The 25,341-nt window shown below is 46.1% G+C and carries 22 protein-coding genes, 1 pseudogene and 1 riboswitch; of the genes and pseudogenes, 12 read left to right on the top strand and 11 right to left on the bottom strand.

Going from position 1 to position 25,341, the window contains the following annotated elements; genetic code table 11:
• From AB4585_RS20475 to thiH, 8 genes and pseudogenes are all read left to right on the top strand, one after another.
• Positions 1 to 1,002: pseudogene (locus AB4585_RS20475) on the top strand (multicopper oxidase family protein); the annotation flags it as partial.
• A gap of 100 nt (positions 1,003 to 1,102) precedes the next feature.
• Positions 1,103 to 1,486, top strand: coding sequence for a fluoride efflux transporter CrcB (gene crcB, locus AB4585_RS20470; RefSeq protein WP_004736665.1), 384 nt, complete (start codon positions 1,103 to 1,105; stop codon positions 1,484 to 1,486).
• A gap of 62 nt (positions 1,487 to 1,548) precedes the next feature.
• Positions 1,549 to 1,647: riboswitch (TPP riboswitch) on the top strand.
• Between the two features lie 130 nt (positions 1,648 to 1,777).
• Complete coding sequence (gene thiC, locus AB4585_RS20465) at positions 1,778 to 3,727, top strand: phosphomethylpyrimidine synthase ThiC (RefSeq protein WP_372155553.1); 1,950 nt, start codon at positions 1,778 to 1,780, stop codon at positions 3,725 to 3,727.
• Positions 3,727 to 5,019, top strand: a complete 1,293-nt coding sequence (locus tag AB4585_RS20460; protein ID WP_372155552.1) for a thiamine phosphate synthase — start codon at positions 3,727 to 3,729, stop codon at positions 5,017 to 5,019. Before thiC ends, AB4585_RS20460 begins: the two co-directional genes overlap by 1 nt.
• Positions 5,009 to 5,791: a ThiF family adenylyltransferase gene (locus tag AB4585_RS20455; protein ID WP_372170752.1), complete on the top strand. Its 783-nt coding sequence runs from the start codon at positions 5,009 to 5,011 to the stop codon at positions 5,789 to 5,791. Before AB4585_RS20460 ends, AB4585_RS20455 begins: the two co-directional genes overlap by 11 nt.
• Positions 5,788 to 5,997 (top strand): sulfur carrier protein ThiS, encoded by a 210-nt coding sequence (thiS, locus tag AB4585_RS20450; protein ID WP_017061316.1) that lies wholly within the window; start codon positions 5,788 to 5,790, stop codon positions 5,995 to 5,997. The genes AB4585_RS20455 and thiS overlap by 4 nt, the downstream gene beginning before the upstream one ends.
• Positions 5,998 to 5,999: 2 nt before the next feature.
• Positions 6,000 to 6,764: a thiazole synthase gene (locus AB4585_RS20445; protein ID WP_017067772.1), complete on the top strand. Its 765-nt coding sequence runs from the start codon at positions 6,000 to 6,002 to the stop codon at positions 6,762 to 6,764.
• A 7-nt stretch (positions 6,765 to 6,771) separates the two neighbouring features.
• A complete protein-coding gene (gene thiH, locus AB4585_RS20440; RefSeq protein WP_017061318.1) occupies positions 6,772 to 7,884 on the top strand; it encodes a 2-iminoacetate synthase ThiH in 1,113 nt (370 codons plus the stop codon).
• 114 nt (positions 7,885 to 7,998) lie between these two features.
• Here thiH and AB4585_RS20435 read toward each other — a convergent pair whose 3' ends face one another.
• A complete protein-coding gene (locus tag AB4585_RS20435) occupies positions 7,999 to 9,789 on the bottom strand; it encodes an aminopeptidase P family protein (protein ID WP_102393433.1) in 1,791 nt (596 codons plus the stop codon).
• A 122-nt stretch (positions 9,790 to 9,911) separates the two neighbouring features.
• Positions 9,912 to 10,853, bottom strand: coding sequence for a LysR substrate-binding domain-containing protein (locus AB4585_RS20430; RefSeq protein WP_017061320.1), 942 nt, complete (start codon positions 10,851 to 10,853; stop codon positions 9,912 to 9,914).
• A gap of 101 nt (positions 10,854 to 10,954) precedes the next feature.
• On the opposite strand from AB4585_RS20430, the gene AB4585_RS20425 reads away from it, so the two are divergent.
• Entirely contained in the window at positions 10,955 to 12,154 is a 1,200-nt protein-coding gene (locus AB4585_RS20425; protein WP_029235524.1) for a multidrug effflux MFS transporter, read from the top strand.
• 102 nt (positions 12,155 to 12,256) lie between these two features.
• Positions 12,257 to 12,538, top strand: coding sequence for a hypothetical protein (locus AB4585_RS20420; RefSeq protein ID WP_009848181.1), 282 nt, complete (start codon positions 12,257 to 12,259; stop codon positions 12,536 to 12,538).
• A 99-nt stretch (positions 12,539 to 12,637) separates the two neighbouring features.
• On the opposite strand, the gene AB4585_RS20415 is transcribed toward AB4585_RS20420, so the two are convergent.
• The 4 genes from AB4585_RS20415 to AB4585_RS20400 form a co-directional block, all read right to left on the bottom strand.
• On the bottom strand, positions 12,638 to 13,096 hold the full coding sequence (locus AB4585_RS20415) for a DoxX family protein (protein ID WP_017061322.1): 459 nt from the start codon (positions 13,094 to 13,096) through the stop codon (positions 12,638 to 12,640).
• 1 nt (position 13,097) lies between these two features.
• A complete protein-coding gene (locus tag AB4585_RS20410) occupies positions 13,098 to 13,865 on the bottom strand; it encodes a DNA-binding domain-containing protein (RefSeq protein ID WP_017061323.1) in 768 nt (255 codons plus the stop codon).
• Positions 13,862 to 14,722 carry a DUF692 domain-containing protein gene (locus tag AB4585_RS20405; RefSeq protein WP_017061324.1) on the bottom strand — a complete coding sequence of 287 codons (861 nt, stop codon included), beginning with the start codon at positions 14,720 to 14,722 and terminating at the stop codon, positions 13,862 to 13,864. The genes AB4585_RS20410 and AB4585_RS20405 overlap by 4 nt, the downstream gene beginning before the upstream one ends.
• Positions 14,723 to 14,786: 64 nt before the next feature.
• Positions 14,787 to 15,047, bottom strand: coding sequence for a DUF2282 domain-containing protein (locus AB4585_RS20400; RefSeq protein WP_004736650.1), 261 nt, complete (start codon positions 15,045 to 15,047; stop codon positions 14,787 to 14,789).
• Positions 15,048 to 15,311: 264 nt separating this feature from the next.
• On the opposite strand from AB4585_RS20400, the gene uvrD reads away from it, so the two are divergent.
• Positions 15,312 to 17,486 (top strand): DNA helicase II, encoded by a 2,175-nt coding sequence (uvrD, locus tag AB4585_RS20395; protein ID WP_017061325.1) that lies wholly within the window; start codon positions 15,312 to 15,314, stop codon positions 17,484 to 17,486.
• A 120-nt stretch (positions 17,487 to 17,606) separates the two neighbouring features.
• Here the strand turns inward: uvrD and tpx are convergent, their stop codons facing one another.
• From tpx to rarD, 5 genes are all read right to left on the bottom strand, one after another.
• Positions 17,607 to 18,104: a thiol peroxidase gene (gene tpx, locus AB4585_RS20390; protein ID WP_017065742.1), complete on the bottom strand. Its 498-nt coding sequence runs from the start codon at positions 18,102 to 18,104 to the stop codon at positions 17,607 to 17,609.
• A 785-nt stretch (positions 18,105 to 18,889) separates the two neighbouring features.
• Positions 18,890 to 20,647, bottom strand: a complete 1,758-nt coding sequence (ggt, locus tag AB4585_RS20385; protein ID WP_372155548.1) for a gamma-glutamyltransferase — start codon at positions 20,645 to 20,647, stop codon at positions 18,890 to 18,892.
• Positions 20,648 to 20,738: 91 nt separating this feature from the next.
• Positions 20,739 to 21,401 (bottom strand): LysE family translocator, encoded by a 663-nt coding sequence (locus tag AB4585_RS20380; RefSeq protein ID WP_017061328.1) that lies wholly within the window; start codon positions 21,399 to 21,401, stop codon positions 20,739 to 20,741.
• Between the two features lie 98 nt (positions 21,402 to 21,499).
• The gene (locus AB4585_RS20375; RefSeq protein WP_372155547.1) at positions 21,500 to 22,294 is read right to left on the bottom strand and encodes an AraC family transcriptional regulator; all 795 of its coding nucleotides are present in this window, start codon (positions 22,292 to 22,294) and stop codon (positions 21,500 to 21,502) included.
• 86 nt (positions 22,295 to 22,380) lie between these two features.
• Positions 22,381 to 23,289, bottom strand: coding sequence for an EamA family transporter RarD (rarD, locus tag AB4585_RS20370; protein ID WP_017061330.1), 909 nt, complete (start codon positions 23,287 to 23,289; stop codon positions 22,381 to 22,383).
• 179 nt (positions 23,290 to 23,468) lie between these two features.
• Between rarD and recQ the strand changes: the two genes are divergently transcribed.
• A complete protein-coding gene (recQ, locus tag AB4585_RS20365; RefSeq protein ID WP_017065746.1) occupies positions 23,469 to 25,307 on the top strand; it encodes an ATP-dependent DNA helicase RecQ in 1,839 nt (612 codons plus the stop codon).
• Positions 25,308 to 25,341: the final 34 nt, after the last annotated feature.

Below are 25,341 nucleotides of genomic sequence, written 5' to 3'. Positions count from 1 at the left end.
TTTTACTTTAATTGGTATCACCCACATATGAACAGCGTTAAGCAGCTTGGTATGGGCTTGGTTGGTCTAATTATCGTTGAGGAGAGCATTCCAGTGCCGTTTGATGAAGAGCACGCACTGATGCTTAAACATTGGCATATAGATAAGAAAGGCCAATGGAAAGATCTAATGATCCCACGACTCAGTGCTCGTATGGGTACGCCAGGAGAGTGGAGTAGCGTTAATGGAATACATGAGCCTGTCTATGAGTTAAAACAACATGCAACAACCAGGCTACGTATCGCTAATGTCGACAATACGATCACTTACCCTATAGCTGTCGAAGGGGCTGAGGCATGGGTGATTGCCATTGATGGTAACCCTGTAAAAACACCTTATAAGCTGACGCAACATAAAATTGGTCCAGGGATGCGAGTGGATATTGGACTGATAGCACCCAAAGCCGGTGGGCGAGTTAGCGTCCTTCAAATGAAAGGACGCTTTCCTTTCTCTTTGTGTGAGTTCGAGGTTGTAGATTCAACCCTTGTTGAGAATCGCTCTCTGCCTTCTTTACCCCTTAATCCTGTGCCCAATTTAGATTTGGCTAATGCAGAAGAAATCGACTTTTTATTTGAATGGGAAGGGGCGGTTTCTCCAGTATCTAAAGATGGAAAATCTATGCCTAAGTTTTGGCTAACTAATAAATGAGCATGGGAGGGGATGAGCAAAGATAATATCCCTGAACCGTTGGCGACTTTAGAATTGGGTAAAACCTATATATTCGATCTTAAGAACGTCACTCAATATCATCATCCGATCCATATTCACGGACATACCTTTACAGTACTCGAACTTGATGGGAAGAAAGTTGCAGAACCTTTCCATACCGATACTGTGTTACTTGGAAAGAATGGTCGAGCGAAAGCCGCATTTGTTGCCGACAACCCTGGGCGCTGGATGTACCACTGTCATGTTATCGAACACATGAAAACGGGTTTGATGGGATATATTGAAGTTAAGTGACACCTGTAACGTTTAATATTTGAGCGTGCATTCTTAGTTTCTACCCTCGCTTTTATCGGCGTTAAAGCTAGAATATAGGGATTATTGTTTGGGAGGATTCATGGGTCAGTTATCTATTTTAGGTTTTATCGCCATCGGTGGCGCGTTTGGTGCTTGTTCACGTTACTTGATTTCAGAGTTATGCGTTGTGATGTTAGGGCGTGGTTTTCCTTACGGTACGCTGACCGTTAACGTGATTGGCTCTTTGATTATGGGGTTGCTCATCGCCGCGTTTGAAAATGAGATGGTTGCGACGGAGCCGTGGAGACAAATTATCGGTCTTGGTTTCCTTGGAGCCCTGACGACATTTTCTACGTTTTCGATGGATAACGTGCTTCTTATGCAGCAGGGCGCGTTCTTCAAGATGGGACTCAATGTACTGCTCAATGTGGTTCTTAGTATTTCAGCCGCATGGATCGGCTTCCAACTTTTGATAAAGTCATAAAACTTTCTTACGATTTGTTAACAACTCGGCTTGGTTTATCCAAGCCGTTTTTATATACTCGATCGTACTTGTCGGAGTGCCATATGGCTGAGACCGTTAACTCGGGATCCGTTGAACCTGATCAGGCTAATACCTGCGAAGGGAACAAGAGTAGATATCTAACTAGAATCCTTCTAGAGATCTATCTCCAGATCACAACTGCATTTTCTTGCTGTGATCCCTCTTGTAGCATCTTATCCGTCAAGCATTTTTATCCCTATAAATAATGGCTAAAAGCCAAGGAAAAATGCTATGTCGAGTCGTAAACAAGCAAGACTGGAAGCGAAGAATTTCATTGATTCTTTATCCGTACAACCTTATCCAAATTCAAAAAAAGCTTATATCCAAGGATCTCGCGAGGACATTCAAGTCCCTGTCCGAGAAATATCACTAGCAGATAGCCTTGTTGGTGGTACCAAAAAAGAGCCTGTATTCGAACCTAATGCACCAATTCATGTATACGACACTTCTGGTGTTTATACTGACCCTACGCACGAAATTGACCTTTACAGTGGCCTTCCTAAGTTACGAGAGCAATGGATTGAAGATCGTGGTGATACAGAACTATTAGACGATGTAAGTTCTGTTTATACCAAAGAGCGTTTAGAAGATGAAACTCTAGACGACCTTCGTTACGGTAATCTGCCTAGAATTCGTCGCGCGACTGGCGATCAATGTGTTACTCAGTTGCACTATGCTCGTCAGGGAATTATCACTCCTGAGATGGAGTACATTGCGATACGTGAGAACATGGGACGTCAGAAATTTGCTGATGAGCAGCTAAACCACCAACACCCTGGCCATAATTTTGGCGCAAACCTGCCGAAAGAAATCACCCCTGAGTTCGTGCGTAAAGAAGTCGCTGAAGGCCGAGCTATCATTCCGTCGAACATTAACCATCCTGAATCCGAGCCGATGATTATTGGACGAAACTTCTTAGTGAAAGTGAACGCCAATATCGGTAACTCTTCAGTAAGTTCTTCGATTGAAGAAGAAGTTGAGAAGCTAGTATGGTCAACTCGTTGGGGTGGAGATACCGTGATGGACCTTTCTACTGGCCGTAATATCCACGAGACTCGTGAATGGATCCTACGTAATAGCCCAGTGCCGATTGGTACGGTTCCTATGTATCAGGCGCTTGAGAAAGTGAATGGCGTAGCCGAAGACCTTAACTGGGAAGTGATGCGCGATACTTTGATTGAACAAGCGGAGCAGGGCGTTGATTACTTCACTATCCATGCTGGTTTGCTTCTTCGTTATGTTCCTATGACGGCTAAGCGTGTGACAGGTATTGTTTCTCGTGGTGGCTCTATTATCGCGAAATGGTGTCTTGCACATCACCAAGAAAGCTTCCTATACACACACTTCCGCGAGATCTGTGAGATCTGTGCGAAGTACGATGTGGCTTTGTCACTAGGTGACGGCCTACGTCCTGGCTCTATTGCAGATGCCAATGATGAGGCTCAGTTCTCGGAGTTACGTACTCTAGGTGAGTTAACTAAAGTGGCTTGGGAATACGATGTTCAGGTGATCATTGAAGGTCCTGGACATGTACCTATGCATCTTATTAAAGAGAACATGGATGAGCAGTTAGAGCACTGCCATGAAGCGCCTTTCTATACGTTAGGCCCGCTGACCACTGATATTGCACCGGGTTATGACCACATTACCTCTGGTATTGGCGCGGCGATGATTGGTTGGTACGGCTGTGCGATGCTTTGTTATGTAACACCTAAAGAGCATTTGGGCTTACCAAATAAAGAAGATGTGAAGACTGGCTTGATTACTTACAAGCTGGCAGCACATGCAGCAGACTTGGCAAAAGGGCATCCGGGCGCACAAATCCGAGATAATGCATTATCTAAAGCTCGTTTTGAATTCCGTTGGGAAGACCAATTTAATCTAGCTTTAGATCCAGAAACAGCCCGTTCTTTCCACGATGAAACCCTGCCACAAGAATCGGGCAAGGTTGCTCACTTCTGCTCTATGTGTGGACCTAAATTCTGTTCAATGAAGATCTCTCAAGAAGTTCGAGAGTACGCGAAAGACACTGAACAAGTTGCTGCTGATCAGGCTATCGAGATTAAGATGCTTGATAATCCGTTGGAAGGGATGCGTCAGAAATCACAAGAGTTCCGTGATACTGGCTCTGAACTTTATCACCCAGCAGTAGGCGCAAAAGAAGCTCAATTAGAGGAATAATGACAGTGAAGATTCTTATCCCATCTCAAAATATTGAGCTAACGGGAGAGGTGCAAAGCTGTCTATTGGTTGCTAAGCGACAAGGCTTGGCAACCGATGCAGTTGAGTTGGGTGTAAGCCCAACTCAATGCTTCTCTATCGTTGATGCTCAGCAAGCGTTATCTATTGGTTTTGCTCATGATGTTGATTCATTGGCGGAGTGTCGCTCAAGTGAGCTTGATCATATCGTTTATTACAGTCATTCAGTGGCGCTAGCTGGTGTCCGCGATGCCTTGGCACAAACTCCGAATACCATCTATATCGGTGTCTTAGATGACTCAGCTGCATTGGATATCTGGTCACAGCTAGATTCTAATCGTGCTATCAAGAGTGAAACTCCAGCTCATCAGGAGTTAGATAGTCGTGGCCACTTTGCTTGGTTACTTACTTTGTTGGCGTTGGAATTCCCATTAGAAGATGCACTGGTTTTAGCTCGCGCAGCATCTAGTGTTTCACGTGGAACATGGCCAGCAAACTATCAAAACTTTCCTATTCCCGTTCTCGAAGATGAGCGACTGGATATTAGTGTTGGTTGGGCGCACCAAGGAACATCACTGTCGTTCCCGGAATTGAGTAAGAGTAGCCTAGGACTATACCCAGTGGTTGATGATGTTGAGTGGATCGAAAGGCTGCTCAAGCTTGGAATTAACACAGTTCAACTGCGTATTAAGAACCCACAGCAAGCAGATTTAGAACAACAAATCGCGCGATCTATCGAACTCGGTAGAGAGCACAACGCTCAGGTTTTTATCAATGACTATTGGCAATTGGCACTTAAGCATGATGCTTTTGGTGTTCATTTGGGGCAAGAGGACATCGAAGAATCCAACCTATCTCAACTGAGCCAAGCTGGTATTAAGATCGGTCTATCGACTCATGGTTATTACGAGTTGCTACGCATTGTGCAAATCAACCCAAGCTATATTGCGCTGGGGCATATATTCCCAACCACCACTAAGCAGATGCCATCGAAGCCTCAAGGACTTGTGCGTTTATCTCTCTATCAGCAGCTGATTGATACTATCCCATACACAGAAGAACTCACCGGTTATCCGACAGTTGCGATTGGTGGAATTGACCAGTCGACGGCCGCACAGGTGTGGAGTTGTGGGGTATCGAGCCTTGCTGTTGTACGTGCGATTACGTTAGCCGAAGACCCAAAACAAGTGATTGAGTTCTTCGAAGCATTAATGGCTGACCGTTCTTCAGGTGTTGCTAAAGAGGTAACTCAGGAGCTAAGTCATGCTGAATGATTTCGAATTCATTCGTTATCAACGACAACTCGCACTTCCTGAAGTGGGTGAGCAAGGGCAACGCAATCTATTAGATAGCCATGTATTGGTCATCGGTTGTGGTGGCTTAGGCAATGCTGCGGCTCTCTATCTTGCGGCTTCCGGTATCGGGAAAATCGTATTAGTTGATGATGATTGTGTGGACTCGTCTAACCTTCAACGACAAGTTGCGTTCAAGGAAAGCCAGTTAGGTTCGCCTAAGGTCGAAGCTCTGAAGCAAAAACTGACTGAGCTTAATGGTCGAAACCAAGTGAGAACCATCAATAGGCGAATGACTCAGAGCCAGCTTGAGCTTGAGGTGATGCTCGCTGATTTGGTGTTGGATTGTACTGACAACTTTGAGTCACGTCAGCAGGTTAACCAAGCATGTTTTGGTAGCAAGACACCTTTGGTTTCTGGTTCTGCGATCGGATGGAAAGGTCAGTTTATTGTCTTTGATTATCAGATGCAGAAAGGGTGCTATCACTGTTTGTTCCCGTTCAGTCATCATCCACAAACGACACGTTGTAGCGATAGCGGCATCATCGGCCCAGTTGTTGGCACCATAGGCAACCTCCAAGCACTGGCAGTGATTCAACGTATTAGCACTGGCGAGTTCCAGGTTGCAACACATCAGCTCAAACTGTTTGATGGTCAGACGATGAACTGGCAAAACTTAAGTGTCACTCAAGATAGTGAATGCCCCGTTTGCTGCACATCTACAGTTAACTATTTAGAAGAAGAAACCCAATGAGCAACATAACGATCTCTATCAATGAGCAACCAGAACAGGTTGCACAATCGTCGTCTCTAGCGGATATCATCCAAGCGCTTTCACTACCCGATCTGGGTTGTGTCTTTGCTATCAATAATGCGGTTGTCCCGCGTAGTCAGTGGCAACAAAGGGTCGTCAATGAAGGCGATGCTATTTCTCTTTTCCAAGCTATTGCAGGAGGCTAACTATGTTAACTATCGCAGATAAAACATTTCAATCACGACTCTTTACTGGAACGGGCAAGTTCGCGAATAAACATTTAATGGCGAGTGCTATCGAAGCTTCCGGTTCTCAACTGGCAACCATGGCGTTGAAGAGAGTTGATATTCGCTCTGAGCAAGATGATATTTTACAGCCCATCATTGATGCTGGCGTGAACTTGTTACCAAATACCTCCGGGGCGAAGAACGCGAAGGATGCCATCTTTGCTGCGCATTTGGCTCGCGAAGCGCTAGGCACAAACTGGCTCAAACTGGAAATTCACCCTGATCCAAAGTACTTGATGCCAGACCCAATTGAGACATTAAAAGCGGCTGAGCAACTGGTTAAAGATGGCTTTGTTGTGTTGCCTTACTGTCATGCTGACCCAGTGTTGTGTAAACGATTGGAAGAGGTGGGTTGTGCTGCGGTTATGCCGCTAGGTGCGCCGATTGGGTCGAACAAAGGTATCGCTTCGGCAGACTTCTTAGAGATCATTATCGACCAAGCGAACGTCCCTGTGATTGTTGACGCTGGTATTGGTGCGCCATCTCATGCTGCTCGTGCAATGGAAATGGGCGCGGATGCCGTGTTAGTTAATACTGCAATTGCGGCTTCTCAACAACCCGTTGATATGGCGATTGCTTTTAAACTGGCAGTTGAAGCTGGCCGTATGGCTTACCTTTCTGGTCTTGCTGGACAGGTGTCTCATGCGGTTGCTTCTAGTCCGCTAACTTCATTCCTAGACGAGTAGTGTCCTTATGACGTTTGTTGATCGATTTAAACAGCTCAACTGGGATGACATTGGTATGTCCATCTTCAGTAAAACGGCAGCGGATGTTGAGCGCGCTCTGAGTAAACCTAAACGCGACTTGGAAGACTTTAAGGCTCTTATCTCTCCGGCAGCAGAACCTTACTTAGAGCAGATGGCGCAACAATCGTTGGCACTCACACGCAAGCGATTCGGCAATACAATGTCGTTGTATATTCCATTGTACCTCTCAAACTTATGTGCGAATGCGTGCACGTATTGTGGTTTCTCAATGGAGAACCGCATTAAGCGTCGCACACTTACTTTAGATGAAATCGATGCTGAAAGTGCCGCTATCAAAAAGATGAAGTTTGATAGTGTATTGTTGGTGACTGGTGAACATGAAACCAAGGTCGGGATGAAGTACTTCCGTGAAGTGCTACCGAATATTAAGGCACAATTTAACTATCTTGCGATGGAAGTGCAGCCGCTTGATCAAGATGACTACGCAGAGCTTAAAACTCTCGGCTTAGATGCGGTGATGGTTTACCAAGAAACGTATAGCCCAAGTACCTACGCGGAACACCACTTGCGTGGCAATAAAATGGATTTTGAATACCGGCTCGAAACGCCCGATCGTTTGGCAAAAGCGGGTATTGATAAGATAGGTATTGGCGCTTTGATTGGCTTGGAAGATTGGCGTACCGACTGTTTCTTCGTGGCCGCTCACTTAGACTATCTTGAGCGTACTTATTGGCAAACACGTTACTCGATTTCATTCCCACGTCTTCGTCCGTGTGAGGGTGGTTTGCAGCCTAAATCGATTATGAGTGATAAACAGTTGGTTCAACTTATCTGTGCGTATCGTTTATTAAACCCTGAGGTTGAATTGTCTCTCTCGACTCGTGAGTCTGCAGCTTTCCGTGACAATGTGTTGCCATTGGGAATCACCAGTATGTCGGCTGCGTCTAAAACCCAGCCTGGTGGTTATGCTTCTGATGAAGAAGAACTCGAGCAATTTGAAATAAGTGATGAGCGAAGTGCTGCCGATGTTGAGTCAATGATTCGTCAACGTGGTTTTGATCCTGTGTGGCGAGACTGGCACAGTGCTTACTCTGGTTAGCGAACACGCAGATTTATGTTCCACGTGAAACATCGACGAAGTTAAATCGACAAATAAAAACGGCTACCCTAAGGTGGCCGTTTTTCATTTCATTAAGTTTGAATTAGCTAAGCATTAAGCATGAGCAAGTGGAGTGGTTGATTGGCGTAACCATTCCAATGTATCACCTTCAACTAATGGGCTAACATCGTTCCATACTTTCTGGTGGTAATCATTAAGCCATGCAAGTTCAGGTCGTGTCAGTAAATCGACGTTGATGTTGCGCTTATCGATAGGGCAACGTGTTAGCGACTCAAACGTTAGTACTGAGAAGTCACCTTGAGTTGGCAGCTCAACCACCAGTTCTAGGTTTTCGATACGGATACCAAATTCATCTGCACGGTAGTAACCCGGCTCGTTTGATAACACCATGCCTTCAACAAGAGGTACATCGATTAGCTTCTTAGAGATGCTTTGCGGACCTTCATGAACACTTAGGAAATGACCAACACCGTGACCAGTACCGTGGTCGTAGTCGAAGCCTTCTGCCCATAAGTGTTGGCGAGCTAGAATATCAAGTTGGAAACCACGAGTACCCTGCGGGAAACGTGCACGCGCGATACCGATGTGACCTTTAAGCGCTAACGTGAACTGCTGGATCATTTCGTCGCTTGGCTGGCCAATCGCGATAGTTCGAGTGATGTCGGTTGTACCATCTAGGTACTGACCGCCTGAATCGACTAGGTAAAGAGTATTCATCTCTAACTGACCTGGTTCAGGTTGGTTCTCGTGGTTGTAGTGACACATTGCTGCGTTGCCGCCTGCTGCTGAAATCGTGTCAAAACTTAGGTCCATCAGCGTTGGGTCTTGTTCGCGGAATGATTGAACTTTGTCTGCTAGCACAGCTTCATTGTGCAGATTACCTTGCGTGACTTCTGCATCAATCCAAGATAGGAACTTCGCCATCGCAACACCATCACGAATGTGACACGCTTTCATGCCGGCAATTTCAGTTTCATTCTTTGCTGCTTTTGGCATTAGGCATGGGTCTGCTGCTTCAATGATATGAGCACCAGAGTTTTGTAGAACCAGCGTGTACCAAGCGTTACTGGTACCTGAATCGACAGATACATTTTTGCCTTCCAAAGATTGAAGGCGTGCTTCAAGCTCTGATGGGTGAGATACGCGAATACCATTGCCAACGTGTGCTTCAAAGCCCGTAGGAATACGAGCTGGGTCTAGGAAGAAGTCGACGCTTTCATCGGCGTGGATGATCGCATTGGATAACACAACAGGTAGGCGAGATACGTCCAAGCCGCGAATGTTAAGCAACCAACAGATCGAATCGAGTTCCGTAAGGATAGCGGCATCAGCACCTTTGGCTTTTAGTAAGCCAGCAATCTCCGCACGTTTGCTTTCACTTGATTGGCCTACTGCGTCTGTTGCCATTAAGCGAACATCAGATACCACCGGCTCAGGACGATCAGACCAAAGCTCATCAATTGGATTCGAAGATAGTGTTGTTAGTTCAACTTTCTCTGCCAGTTTAGCTTGAGCGCCTTTCAACCAAGCAGCAGTGTGCATGCGTGGGTCGAATGCAACCTTGCTGCCTTGTGCTAGAGAACTGGTGATCCAATCTAAAGCCGGCTCTTCAATAAGGTGGCGATACTCAAATAACTCTGCTGGTACCTGCTTACGAACCTGAACCGTGTAGCGACCATCAACAAAAATAGCAGCGTTCTCACGAGTGATAACTGCCGCACCAGCAGAGCCAGTGAAACCTGTTAACCAGTGAAGTCGCTCGTTATGAGCAGGAACGTATTCACCTAGATATTCGTCTTCATGTGGAATGATAACGGCATCTAGGTTGTTTGTTTCAAGCCAAGCTCGAACCGCAGCAACGCGTTCAGCAGTGATATTGTGCATCTGTGTTTATCCTTATTGTTCGGGTCCTTGTTAACACTCACAGTCGATATACATGCGAGGGGACTTATTAGGTCAATAAGCTAGCGCTTTTGTTCGTTTGCTGCAAACGCTGTACGCCATTTTTATCTAAGGTGCAGAGTTTTTTCTTTGATGATATCTCGTAGCCAAGTTAACGCTGGGTCATTTTCTCTGTCACGGTGCCAAAACAGAGTGTATGCCATCGGTGGGAATTCCATCGGTAAAGGGACAACCACTAAGTCGAGTTGCTTGGCGACGAGGTAAGTAAAGTGGCTTGGTGCAGTAAACACAAAGTCGGTGTAGGTACATAGGCTTGCGGCGCTATTGAAGTCTGGAACAGAAATAGCGATATCACGTTGGTGACCAAGGTCGGCAAGCTTATAGTCGAGCAGCCAACGATCGTTACCATCACATCTTACTTGTACATGACGCTGTGCAAGGTAGGTTTCCAGATCCCATTTGCCATTCAGAGCGGGGTGGTTGCGTCTTAGCACACACATCTGCGCGTCACGGTAGATCTCTTGCTCGCAAATATCATCTGGCGGCAGCATAGTTAAACGTGCGTCGTTGATGTCGATGTCTTTACCTGTGAGTCCGATATCGAGCTCACCGAGCTGCAGCTTCTTAAAGGTTTGCTCCGTCCAAGCGTGGGTGTTGATATTCACCTTAGGGGCTTGTCGAAATATCGCTGGTAAAAAGTGGGGAAGAATAAGTGGGTAAACGCTCTCAACAGCCGCAATGTGAAAACTGTGGTCACTGTTGTTGGGAATGAAGGTCTCTGGTTGGGTGAGCACATCAAGTTGGTTGATCAGCGTTTCTAATCGAGGTTTGAGAAAGACCGCCTTTGGTGTTGGTCGCAGACCATGAGCACTTCGCGTGAAAAGGGGATCATTAAATTGCTCACGAAGTTTGGCCAATGACTTACTAACCGCTGACTGGCTTAGGCACAATCGGTGGGCGGTGCGAGTCACACTTAGCTCTTCCATCAGCACCTGCAAGCAAACTAATAGATTGAGGTCGAGGCGCGATAGTTTCTCAATATTCATATGAGTTTCCTATTTGGAATAATGCTAATGAGTATATGCCATTTTTGTTCATATCTTTAGTTGGTTATTATGCACCTAAATTAACTCATTCGGAGAATCTTGTGCCTTCTAACGCGCTTCCAACCCCTAGTAAACTGCAGGTTGCTTTATTGGCAATGTTGGTTTTATTTAGCCCTCTGGCTATTGATATCTACCTACCAGCTCTGCCACAAATTTCGACAGCGTTTCACGTGGAACATGCACTAGCACAAGATACGATTACCTGGTTTTTATTCGCCATGGGTGTCGGGCAATTATTTGCTGGCCCTTTGGCTGATAAGCTAGGACGTCGAACCGTTGCATTGGGAGGTGTTAGTATCTATGCATTGAGTGCTTGCTTGGCGTGGGCAGCTCAATCGATTGATATGATGCTAATGGCTCGGCTGCTACAAGGCTTAGGAGCTTGTGCGACTTCTGTAGCAGCCTTTGCAACGGTTCGCGATCTATTTGGCCCAGAGAAGAGTGGCCGTATGATCAGCTACCTTAATGGTGCAATCTGTTTTATTCCTGCTTTGGCACCCATTCTTGGCGCTTGGTTAACACATCAATTTGGTTGGCGCTCGAACTTTAGCTTTATGGCAGGCTTTGCTGTCGTTGTTGGCACTATCTTATTCTTCCAAATGAAAGAGTCTAACCCTGCGACAGAAAAGGTTGCGGTATTCAAGCTTGAGCGATACTGGTCAGTATTGAAAACACCATCATTCCTTTTCCACGCAACCTTGTGTCTGATGGCGATGGCGGTTATCCTCGCTTATGTAACCTCTGCACCAGTTGTGTTGATGGAAAACCTAGGCCTGACCATGAAAGAGTTTACTTTCTGGTTTGGTGTTAATGCGGCCATCAACATTGCAGCTGCGTTTACTGCACCTAAATTTATGGACCGTTTTGGTACCTATAAAGCACTGGTGGTTGGTATCTCGACGCTGGGCTTAGCGGGTGTGATTATGTTGGTGCTTGCTGAGCACGCTACTCCAATCGCGTTCATGCTACCGATCTTCTTATCGTCAGTTGGCTTTGCTTGGATTCTTGGTGCTGCGGCAGGTAAAGCTCTAGAACCTTTCGGTGACCGTGCGGGTACAGCTGCTGCGCTGCTTGGCTTGTTCCAAATGAGCGGTTCAGGGCTTCTTGTGGGTACCATGCAACGTCTTGATTTAACGTCGCAAGTGATGATTGCTCTGCAAATGTTCCTGATTGTTCCTGCGTTATTAGTGCTTGCGAGCAAAGCGGGTAAGTCTTGGCACACGACGTTTGCTAAGGCATAAGTTACAAGGGTGACAAAATATACAAATGGCGGTTTTCGAAACGTTAAAACATGGTATATTTGTCACTCATTGAAACGTTAGTCCCCAACGGAAAATACTGTAATGTCATTAACAACCTACGAAATGGCGCGCGTCTTAGAACAAATGGAAGATGCACCTGAAAAGGTCATGTTTGGTAAACTGCTTAAAGAGCTAGGCAACCAAAGTGAAGAGCGTATTCGCAGTGCGGCAAAACAAGTTCCAATCGATACTTTGCGAGATATCATTTACCAATTTCAGCGTGTGGTAGAGTCTCGTAAGGGTGAGCAGGTTCAGCTATTGGCAAAAGAACTTGCAGAGCAAGGCATCTCTGCTGAAGAGCTACAAGCTTTTCTAAATAAGTAAGCTTATCCCAGTTAAAAAAGAAACCACTCAATTGAGTGGTTTCTTGCGTTTGGGCTGTAGCATTTAGCTTTAGCAGTTCAAAAGAGGTGAAAACTTATTTTAATTCCTGAACTGCGCTTTCAAAACTCTATCAAGTGAGAATGGTCCTGCGCCCCACACGACAACGATAAGAATCATTAACCCCCAAAGCTGATGATCGTAGAAGCCTTGATCCCACAATACAGGGTAAGACACGACAGCAATGATATTGAAAACGAACAACACCGCAGCCATAGGTCGTGTTAATAAACCGAGCGCTAAAAACATCGGTAGAATTAACTCAGCGGCAGTGCCCATGTAAGCAGCCAATTCCCAAGGTAGCAGTGGCACTTGGTATTCCAATTCAAACAAGTAAAGCGTGCTATCCCAAGTAGCTATCTTGGTGAGTCCAGAATTAAAGAATACCCACGCCACCCAAAGGCGACAAAATAGTAGAAGCACTGGAACAAAAAGTGCCTGTGATTTCTCAATCAAACTGTCGTATTGAGCCATCATGTTCGTGACTGTGTTGTTATCCATGTTATGCCTCCAATTCGGCATTGATTGAAAAACCTGAGATGACGTTTAGCGCCATAACAGTATTCAGATGTTGTAGTAATAAAGGATCGATTGCTGAGAGTGTTCGACCTGATTGCAATTCAGTGAGGAGTTGGTGGCTCTCTTCACTCAAACTATGGCTCTCAACCTGTGAATTCTCAGCTCGGATTAACACCCCAAATTCAGCTTGGTTGATGTCTAGCCCATCAAGTTGCTGCTGATAGATGGCGTGTTCAAGCGCGATAATCGTGTAACTAGAATGAATCAGTGTTATTGAATCTTTGAGATGAAAGACTAAAGCGCCTTGTTGCTCTTGTGGTACATCTGCAAGGCAAGAAAGAGGTCTCTGGTCGACATGTGCTTGTGACGAAAACCTTACCAAGCTATCTTTCTGCCATTCATACAAAGCCACTTCACCGAGATAAGGTGCAGCCTCAATAACGGCAGGAAAGGCTTGGATAGTCTGTTCAAAGTGTTCACCGTAACCACTGACATCACCAGAGGTCGATGGATAATGTAAGACATGTTGACGAGCCATCTGTTGGAAGCACTCTTCACCAACCAACATTTCAGTGAGTGGGTAGGTTGCTGCCAGAACTTCGCTCAAGCTGATCACAAAGTTATTACGGTAAATCTGGATGCGTTGTTCATCGGTAAAATGGTCGCTCACTATGTCGCAGTACTCACCATTGTTTTGATAGCGTAGGGCGTTAGCAAACTCCAATTGAACCTCTGCTAGGGAGTGGCTCATGAGGCGCGACTCCTTTGGTTGAACTTGTCGTGTTGATACAAGATATCACTGGCTTTGGTTGCTTCAGCCAATAAAACTTGTGGCTCTGGGATATCGAGATCCCACTCAATCAAGGTATGGCGCAAACCATGTTGTGCAACCCAGTCAGTGTAGAGTTTCCACACTTCGTCACAGACAGGTTTACTGTGTGTGTCTATCCAGATCTCACCTTGTTCAAGCTTCTTTTTGGTAAAACCTGCCAAGTGAATCTCTTCAACTTTGTCTGCTGGTATTCCGTTTAAGTACTCTTCACAACTAAAGCCATGATTAAAAGATGAGACGAAAATATTATTGAAATCGAGCAGTAGGCGACACTCAGTACGCTTTTGTACCTCAGCCAAAAACTCCCACTCAGGAATAGTAGAATGCTTGAAGGATAGGTAGCTCGATGGGTTCTCAATCAACATCGGGCGTTGCAAGCTGTCTTGAACCTCGATGACATTACGACAGAAGACTTCCAATGCTTCTTCTGTGTAAGGCAGCGGTAGCAAGTCATTGAAGTAATGACCACCTGTCTGACTCCAACTGAGATGATCAGAAACCAAGAAGGGTTCGATATCATCAATGAGCTCTTTTAATTGCACAAGATGATGTTGATTGATGCGCTCAACAGAACCTAGCGACAACCCAACACCGTGACAACTGATGTTGTGTGCGTGACGAATTTCTCTGAGTTGTTGTCGTTGCGGTGATTGAGCTAAGAAGTAGTTCTCGCTATGAACTTCTAACCAACTTACTAAGGCTGGATTTTGGCTAAAGAAGTCCAAGTGCGGTGTTCTAAGGCCAACCCCTGCGTAGGGGTGAAGAGTTTGAGTCACAACGATTCTCCTAACAAGAAGTGGAGGTGAGCTGAATGTCAGCTCACCATACTAAGCAGCTCAATTATGATGATTGAGTGTTACCACCTGATAATTTGCCACATAGCCCTTTAGGTACGACTACGAACGCATCGGATTGGTTGTCTTCTTTTGCGGTACCCGCACATGAGCTTGTTTTGGTTGCACAATCATTTTGGCCAGCTTTTGCCACGCCGTAGCATTTTTCTTTTGCTGCTGCTTCCGCAGGTGCTGATGTAAGAACTGCACCGCCGAACGCTAGTACACTTGTGATTGCAGCTGTAACAGCAAGATTAGAATTTTTCATAGTCATTCCCTCTAGGACTTAATAGTATTTTCATATCGCAGGTTAATGGATTGTTAACTTGCTTACTAAAAAGGATTGGAACAACCGGGAAATAATTTCACGGTATTATAAAAATTATCAATATTAATGATGTTTCATCTCTTAAGTTATTGAATTAATGATGTTAATTTTTGATTGTTTTTTCTTCTTATTATCCTAAACGCAGCCTAGTGTTTAGGTTATAATCAACTTTTATGTATAAATACCCAGTAGTGAGCATATCCAATGATAGATCCTTCGCTTTTACTCGATGGCCTAAACGATAAACAACGTGAGGCGGTCGCGGCACCTTTAGAAAACCTACTTATTCTGGCAGGTGCAGGCAGTGGTAAAACGCGAGTGTTGGTGCATCGTATCGCTTGGCTGCAAAGCGTAGAGCAAGCATCACCGTTCTCTATTATGTCGGTTACCTTCACCAACAAAGCGGCAGCAGAGATGCGTGGTCGTATTGAAGAGTTGATGATGGGTAGTTCGTCAGGCATGTGGAACGGCACCTTCCACGGTATTTGTCACCGCATCCTTCGTGCTCACTACCTAGATGCAAAACTGCCAGAAGATTTCCAGATCATTGATTCTGATGATCAGATTCGTTTGCTACGCCGCTTAATCAAGGCGCAAAACCTTGATGAAAAGCAGTGGCCTGCCAAGCAAGCTTCTTGGTGGATCAATGGTAAGAAAGACGAGGGATTACGCCCAAGTCACATTGACGCCTACCATGATCCAATAACTCAAACGTGGTTAAAGATCTATTCTGCTTACCAAGAAGCATGTGACCGTGCTGGCTTGGTCGACTTTGCGGAAATCTTGCTGAGATCGCATGAGCTATTACGCGATAAGAAACACATCCGAGAGCACTACCAAGCACGCTTTAAGCATATCCTTGTCGACGAATTCCAAGATACCAACAACATCCAATACGCTTGGCTTCGCATGATGGCTGGCCCAGATTGTCGCGTGATGATCGTAGGCGATGATGACCAATCTATCTATGGTTGGCGTGGTGCGAAGATCGAAAATATTCAGAAGTTCTTGGATGAATTCCCAGGTGCTTCGACGGTTCGACTTGAACAAAACTACCGTTCAACCAAAACCATTCTGCAGGCGTCGAACGAGCTTATCTCGAACAACACCGAGCGTATGGGTAAAGAGCTGTGGACTGATGGCAACGATGGCGAGCCAATCTCTGTGTACTCAGCTTATAACGAGTTAGATGAAGCACGTTTCACGGTTAGCAAAATCAAAGAGTGGCAAGAGAAAGGCGGTGCGTTAGAAGATACCGCGATGCTTTATCGTAATAACGCCCAATCTCGAGTTCTTGAAGAAGCTTTGATTCAAGGTGGTCTACCTTACCGAATCTACGGCGGTATGCGATTCTTCGAGCGTCAAGAAATCAGAGATGCCTTGAGCTACATGCGCTTAATGAGTAATCGCAGTAATGATGCCGCGTTTGAACGTGTGGTTAATACGCCAACGCGTGGCTTGGGTGATAAAACGTTAGAAACGATTCGTCTTGCCGCTCGTGATCGTGGTGCAACCATGTGGGAAGCCAGTGTTGCTTTGATAGAGGAGCAAGTGCTACCCGGTCGTGCTGCGGGTGCATTGAGTCGCTTTATCGAGCTGATTAATGCGCTTGAAGATGACACGTTAGAACTTAGCCTGCATGAACAAACCGACCACGTGATTAAATCGTCGGGTCTGTTTGCGATGTACGAGCAAGAGAAGGGTGAGAAGTCGAAGGCACGTATTGAGAACTTGGAAGAATTGGTAACGGCAACGCGTCAGTTTGAAAAGCCAGAAGAAGCGGATGAGATGAGCATGCTTACTGCTTTCTTGACTCATGCAGCGTTAGAGGCGGGTGAAGGTCAGGCTGATGAGTTTGACGACGCGGTTCAATTAATGACTCTGCACAGTGCCAAAGGCCTAGAGTTCCCAATGGTATTCATGGTGGGTGTCGAAGAAGGCATGTTCCCAAGCCAGATGTCAGCAGAAGAAGCTGGGCGCTTGGAAGAAGAACGTCGTCTGTGTTACGTAGGCATGACTCGTGCGATGGAGAAGCTTTATATCACTTACGCAGAGATGCGTCGATTGTACGGGCAAGACAAGTACCACAAACCGTCACGCTTTATTCGTGAGCTACCAGAGACCTGTCTGGATGAAGTACGTATGAAAGCGCAAGTGAGCCGCCCTGCAAGCAGCGGCCGCTTTAGCCAAACCGCTGTGAAAGAGAACTTCAATGAAACTGGCTTTAGCTTGGGCTCTCGCGTGAAGCACCCTAAGTTTGGTGAAGGCACCATCATCAACTTCGAAGGAAGTGGTCCTCAGAGTCGAGTGCAAGTAGCGTTTAACGGTGAAGGCATTAAGTGGTTAGTAACGGCTTACGCGCGTTTAGAGCAGCTTTAATCTAATACTTCAGCATCTAATAACCGTTCATTATTGAAAACAAAAAGAGCAGCCAATGGCTGCTCTTTTTATTGCGTACCGCCTTAAGCGATCACAATAGATTACTGACTAGAGGGGATCTTACAGTGCTGCAAGTGCCGCTTCGTAGTTTGGTTCTTCAGTGATCTCTGCAACCAACTCGCTGTGTGTTACCACACCTTTTTCATCAACAACGACAACTGCACGTGTTGTTAGGCTTGCTAGTGGGCCTTCTGCAATCGCTACGCCGTAGTCTGATGCGAATGTAGGAGAACGGAAAGTTGAAGCGTGTTGAACGCCTTCAATGCCTTCTAGTTCGCAGAAGCGACCTGCAGCAAATGGTAGGTCAGCAGAAATACAAACAACCACCGTGTTCTCAAGCTCTGCCGCTTTTGCGTTGAACGTACGTACGCTCGTTGCACAAGTTGCTGTGTCGATGCTTGGGAAGATGTTTAGAACCACTTTCTTGCCTGCAAGAGAAGCAAGAGTCAGTTCAGAAAGATCGCCTGCAGTTAGTGCAAAGCTTGGTGCTTGTTCGCCAGTTTGTGGGAATGTGCCAGTTAGCGGTACAGCAGCGCCTTTGAAGGTAACGTGTGACATGAATTTGTCCTTAGTTTACTTATGGTTATGAAACTAGTTGAGCCTAGTAAGACTTACGTTACTCGGAAGTGGTTAAGAAGTGAATTATTTAAATGTCAGAATTGTAATCAAAGGTCTTTGATTTATTTGTTTTAGGGGAAGAAAAAGCGGGACGACAGATAAAGAAAAACCCCGAGAGCTTGCGCTCATCGGGGTCTATAGTCTTACTCGCAGCAATCCGGCTACTAAGTGTGCTCCATGCATCAAATCCATGATAGTGTGCTGTTATCCTTCAGCGTATTCCTTTCGTCGCCTTCCTAGCGGTGTCCTTGATCTTATCCTGATCTGCCAACAATCCTCGTTAGCGCGCGTCACTTGTTCCTTGAGCGGTGTCCTTGACATCATCTTGATGTTCAGTCCTTTCCTCGTCCAGAGGTGTCCATTGTCTTTCCTTAGTAGCAACCATCCTAGTTACTATTGCGTCCATTCAATGTCCATTTCGCTATCCATGCCGATTATTCATCCTGAGTAATCGAATCTTCATCCTGAAGATAACCAAGTCCTTGGCGTTTCCTGTTCCGTGTCAGCATCCTTCCGACACCATTCATATTACCGATTCCTTATTTATCAGCAATGGTGCATAAGCGAATTTCTATATAATTATTTGAATGATAAATGCACGTATTGTTTAATTTCAAGTGGTTACAATATCTAGGTGCCTAATTTCGCAGTTAAATATCGATATTTACTCACTGCCTTGTGAGAGATCTCGCACAAGACAGGGAGTAAAAAGGGAGTATTTTCCCTTATTGGCCAATGGCAGCACCTTCACGACGAGGGTCTGCAGCACCTTCTAGACCATCTTTTGTGATGCGAATAGCGTGTAAACCCGAGTTAAGATCGCGAACGTTGACCTCAAATCCCATCTTTTCTAGCTCAGGTTTGAAGTTTTCCGCTGATGTTCCTTTTTCCAAATCTAAGGTACCGAAGCGATTTAGGAAGTGTGGTTGGTTGATCGCTTGTTGGATATCCATGTCCCATTGGGTGTGAGCAATGATCGCTTGTGCCACATAACCGATGATACGGCTGCCTCCCGGAGAGCCAATTGCCATGTAAGGTTTATCGTCTTGCATGATGATGGTCGGTGCCATTGAAGAACGTGGGCGCTTACCCGGTTCAAGTCGGTTCGCGATAGGTTTGCCATCGTTATGAGTCTTGAATGAGAAGTCGGTTAGTTCGTTATTGAGTAGGAAACCTCTAACCATCAAACGTGAGCCAAAGGCATTCTCAATAGTGGTAGTCATCGATACGACATTGCCATCACTATCGACAATGTTGAAGTGGCTGGTGGACGGCAACTCAATAGAAACATCTTGGCTTCTCTGCATCGCATGATCCCACGGTGGGGTGCCTGAAGGTGCGCTGTCTAATGCCTTACCTGCGGTAATTAACTGAGCACGCTCCTGCAAATAGTCAGTATTCACTAACCCTTGGGTTGGCATAGGCACATAATCTTGGTCTGCCATGTACATACCACGGTCTGCAAAGGCTAAGCGAGAAGCGTCTGCTAACACTTGCCAAGATTTTGCGTCGTTTGGCCCCCATGATTTGAGGTCAAACTGCTCAGTCATTGCAAGGATTTGTCCAACCGTTAACGCACCTGAACTTGGTGGCCCCATTCCGCAAATATCGTAGCTTTCATAAGCAGAACAAACCGGTTCGCGCTGCTTGATCGAATAGGCGTCGAAATCTTTCTGTGCCAATACGCCCGGGTTACCTTTCGCTGTTTGTACTGTGTTAATGATGTCGGCAGAAATCTCACCTTGGTAGAAAGCTTTAGCACCATCCTTCGAGATAGCGTGTAACGTTGCCGCGTATTCAGGGTTCTTAAGTTGCGTGCCAGCGGCTTTCGGGCTGCCATCGGCATTGAAGAAGTAGGCTTTAGTTGTCGCAAAGCGGCTCAGACGTTCTTGGTCGTTTTCGATCAAGGTGGCTAAACGTGGGCTGATAGTAAAACCTTCTTCAGCTAACTGAGCGATAGGTTTAATCAGTGATGCCCATTCGAGCTTGCCGTATTTCTGGTGAGTGTCCCACAGCAATTGCACCGTGCCCGGCGTGGCAACAGAACGACCGCCAACCACGGCATCATAGAATTTAAGCGGTTGTCCGTTTTCGTCTTGGAATAGACGTGGGGTGGCATCAAGTGGCGCAGTTTCACGGCCATCGTAGGTCTTGAGCTGTTTGTCTTTGCCATCAAAATAGACAAGGAACGCGCCGCCACCAATACCTGATGACTGAGGTTCCACTAAGCCAAGCATAAGCTGCACGGCAACCATGGCGTCAATTGCGTTACCACCACGGGCAAGTACATCAGCACCGGCTTGTGTTGCAAGAGGGTTGGCTGCGGTGACCATCCAATCGTTGGCTTTAACGAGTTGTTTGGTTTCTAAACCACTACTTTGTTCGGGTGCGACGGAATCGGCAGATTGATTTGCCCAACTGACGTGAGAGGCAAAAAGTAGGGTAGAAGTGGCGAGGGTTGTTAGTTTTGTTTTCCACTGCATGATCTTCTCCTTTTAATATGCAGAGCTAGATTGGCAGCGGAAAGATTAGATAGCCAGTGCGTTGTTAACGAATTGTAATCTTGATTCGAATTTAAGCGATTAAACCGGACAGCGACTGCCAAAGAATACTCGCGCCAATCAGGCTGAATACCACGCCACATAAGCCATCGATGTATACCGTTGCTTCGCTAAGTTTCTTCTGTAGAGCCTTAGTCGAAAGCATCCACGCCAGTAGTGAAAACCAAAACAGAGACAGACCAAACAAGATAATAAGCGCAAAGCCTTTACCTGATAGAGACATGTCGGCAGGCACTAAGCTCGACATCAAGCTAATAAAGAACACCAAAGCTTTTGGGTTGAGAATATTGGTCGCAAACCCTTTCGAAAAGGCCTGACGCTTGTTGGTCAGAATCAGATCTTTGGCATTGACGGTATCGTCGTCATCGTCGTGGTTCTGAATGATTTGCCAGGTTGCTTTAAGTGCACCGTAGCCTAAGTACAGCAAGTAGCTACCGCCAGCCAACTGGATAATGGCAAATAGGGTTGGTTGCTGGTGGACTAGGTAACTGATTCCCGTCAGGCTGAGCAACGAATGCAGTAAGATCCCGCAAGATAAACCAAGCGCAATGTACAAGCCTGTTTGTCTGCCGTGGCGTGTCGCATTTTGCACGACTAACGCAAAGTCAGGGCCGGGGCTCATCAAAGCGATGAAATGGATAGAGGCGAGGGTGATCAGTATGGTGACTTCGTTCATGTCAGTTCTCAATAACGTTGCCGCTATTATTAAATAAGTAATCGTATTGAGCGTAGCTTACCGCGATTTGAAATCGAGCAATTGTAAATTATCAACACTTAGTTGATTTGTGAGGGTGGTACGCCGAATGTGGTTTTGAATGCCTTGGAGAAGTGTGCTTGATCATAGAAGCCTACTTGGTGCGCGACTTTAGTACCACAGATCCCAGATTTAATCAGGCGCATGCTCTGTTCCATACGTAAACGGCTCAGCCACGCGTAAGGGGTGATGCCCATTCTGTTCTTAAAGTGGCGTTGGAATTGAGTTGTGGTTAAGCCGCACAGCTCAGACAGTTGTTCTAATCGCACTGGCTGGTCCAAATTCGCCATCAAATAGTCTTTGAGTGTATTAATCGATTGATTACCCAGTTTGATGTCACTCTTCGATCCAAATTTTGCATAACGATCGACAATCGTTGAGAACCCCTCGAATGGTAAGCAATCTTGAGCGAGTTGGCTGATGCTTTGATTGATTAACAGGCCGTGTAAGTTGCGTAATTGTAAAAACGCAGCTTGATCGGAGAGGATCAACTCAGAAAAGCCTAATGTGTGACCATTTTGCTTGGGATCGGCAAGATCTTGAAACCATTCGGGAGAAACTGCAAACACACTGACTTGATAACCTGAATCGAGTTTGGAGTGCCCATCATGCAGCTCATCAGGTGGCATGATAACCACTTGGCCTGCACCGACATGGTTGCTCGCCCCTTTGTAGGCGAACTTTTGCTGCCCTTGGGTAATTAAGCCGATGTGAAAGTCCAAATGATAGTGGCGTTGAAAGGCAAACTCTTGGTATTGAGCTTGGATCAGGCTGATATCTTCTGTTGGGGTAGAGTAGTAGTGGACTTTATCCATGGTACAAAAAAGCTTGGTCAAATAGTCATCAATTCAACCAAGCTTATCTGCGTATCAAGGGATTGTCTTGTAAAAAACGATCAATATCACTGTTTCGCGCGTTTGTTCTTCTTGTTGTTACGCAGGCCATCAAAGCTGAAAATAACCAGTGCCCCCCATATGAAAGCAAAGGTGATCGCTTTATCTGAGGTAAAGGCTTCGCCGTAGATCAGAACCGCCAGTAAGAACATCAAGCTTGGACCGATGTACTGGAAGAAACCGAGTGTTGATAGCTTCAAGCGAGTTGCAGCGCCAGTAAAACACAGCAATGGAACCGTGGTGATCACACCGGCAGCAACCAGTAATAGGTTGAGTTGCATCGGGTTCATCGATAAGTTTGAGGTCGGGCTATCGGCAATAAACAGTAAGTAGGTTGCGGCGAGAGGCAGCATCACCAGAGTTTCAATGAACAGACCCGTTTGTGCTTCTAAGCTGACTTTCTTACGCAGCAAGCCATAAAAACCAAAGCTAAAGGCTAGGGCAATGGCGACGATAGGCACTGAGCCGAAGGCAATTAATTGGATTAATACGCCAATCGCAGCCAGAGCCACAGCAAACCATTGCAGCTTACGTAAGCGTTCGCCAAGGAAGAGCATCCCAAGTAACACGTTAATCAGCGGGTTGATGTAATACCCCAAACTGGCATCGAGCATGTGATTGGAGTTCACCGCCCAGATAAAGATCAGCCAGTTAGCACCCACCAAAATAGACGTCGCTACCAAATAGAGCATTTTTGGTTTTGAGGTCAGGGTATCGCGGACTTTACGCCAGCTGCGGCCAATGTGCAGTAAGAAAGCGAGTAGGAAAAAAGACCATACTACACGGTGGCTGAGGATCTCTAACGGGGAAACGTCACTTAAAGATTTGAAATATATAGGGGCGATACCCCACATTGTGTAGGCGCCGACGGCAAGCAAAACTCCTTGGCGCGTACGTTGTTGTTCTTCCTGTGTCATGCATCTTTCTCTAGCACTGAGTGCTTATTAATAAGATTTATAAGAGAGTTGGTCAGTATAGGAGCGATAACCCTTTTCACCTAACAATTTGCGGTTTAATTCGCCAGCGTTCCCCTCTACAATGTGCGACTTGCTTGCCGAAGATGCTTGCTGATTTCATACCTCGATTAGGAACCACAATGACCGCCACTCTGATTGCTGAGCAAATACCAACTCCCGCGAATGATGCGCAAACCATCTTACAAGATGTGTTTGGCTATCAAAGCTTTCGCGATGGTCAGCAAGAGGTCATTGATTTGGCCGTTGAAGGCAAAGACAGCTTGGTGATTATGCCAACCGGTGGTGGTAAATCTCTGTGTTACCAAATCCCTGCTTTGGTTCGTGAAGGGCTGACTCTGGTTATCTCGCCGCTGATCTCGTTGATGAAAGACCAAGTCGATCAACTGAAGGCCAATGGTGTTGCTGCTGAGTGTATTAACTCTTCAATGCCACGTGACCAATTGCTGAATGTGTTCAATCGCATGAACTCAGGTCAGCTGAAAATGGTGTATGTGTCGCCAGAGCGCGTGTTGATGCGTGACTTTATCGAGCGTCTTCAGGGTTTACCGCTTTCAATGATTGCAGTCGATGAAGCGCACTGTATCTCTCAATGGGGTCACGACTTCCGCCCTGAATACGCATCATTAGGCCAGCTTAAACAGTACTTTCCGCATGTGCCTTACATGGCGCTCACAGCAACCGCTGATGATGCGACGCGTAAAGATATTATCTCGCGCCTACAGCTCCTGGACCCGCATACTTACTTAGGCAGCTTTGATCGCCCCAATATTCGCTACAACTTGGTTGAGAAGCACAAACCCGTGTCACAGGTGGTTCGCTACCTAGAAACACAAAAGGGCAATTGCGGCATCATCTACTGTGGTAGCCGTAAGAAAGTGGAGATGGTGACCGAGAAGCTGTGCAATAACGGTATTCGCGCCGCGGGTTATCACGCTGGTATGGACACCGATGAGCGTGCTTACGTTCAAGAAGCCTTTCAACGCGATGATATTCAGATCGTGGTCGCGACTGTGGCTTTCGGTATGGGCATCAACAAACCCAACGTACGTTTCGTGGTGCACTTTGATATCCCACGTAATATCGAGTCTTACTATCAAGAGACAGGCCGTGCAGGTCGTGATGGTTTGCCTGCTGAAGCGATGATGTTGTTTGACCCGGCTGATATGGGTTGGCTGCGTCGTATGCTAGATGAGAAAGAAGAAGGCCCACAGAAACAAGTTGAGATGCACAAGCTGAATGCGATGAGTGCCTTTGCTGAAGCGCAAACGTGTCGTCGTCAGGTTCTGCTTAACTATTTTGGCGAATATCGCGAGAAGCAATGTGGCAACTGCGATATCTGCTTAGATCCACCAAAACACTTTGACGCGACCCAAGAAGCACAGAAGGCGTTGTCTTGTGTGTACCGTGTCAATCAGTCATTTGGTATGGGCTACGTGGTCGAAGTAATGCGAGGCATGCAGAACATCCGTGTCCGCGATAATGGTCACGATAAGCTATCTACCTACGGTATTGGCCGCGATCACAGTCATGATTACTGGATCAGTATCTTCCGTCAGCTGATTCATAAAGGCTTGCTGTTCCAGAACATCACTCGTAACTCAACTTTACAGCTAACAGAAGAAGCCCGCCCGCTGCTGCGCGGTGAGATGTCTTTGGAATTGGCTGTTCCTCGTTTAGATACAGCGGTGCGTAATGCTAAGTCCGATAAGTTAAGCAGCAAGAATTACGATAAGAAGCTGTTTGCGAAACTGCGTAAGCTGCGTAAGTCGATTGCTGATGAAGATGGCTTGCCACCATATGTGGTATTCAGTGACGCGACCTTGATTGATATGGCTGAAATACTACCTACTTCATACGGAGAAATGCTGGCAGTCAACGGTGTCGGTCAACGTAAACTCGATAAGTACGCAGACCCATTCCTAGATCTGATTCAAGAACACATCACCACACACGGCTAGTTTGAAAGAAACGTCTAACAAATAAGGATTAAGG

Source organism: Vibrio sp. 10N.222.49.C9 (genome assembly GCF_041474985.1).
In the GTDB taxonomy this organism is placed as follows: domain Bacteria; phylum Pseudomonadota; class Gammaproteobacteria; order Enterobacterales; family Vibrionaceae; genus Vibrio; species Vibrio crassostreae_C.
This window is presented reverse-complemented; position numbering and strand designations above follow the sequence as displayed.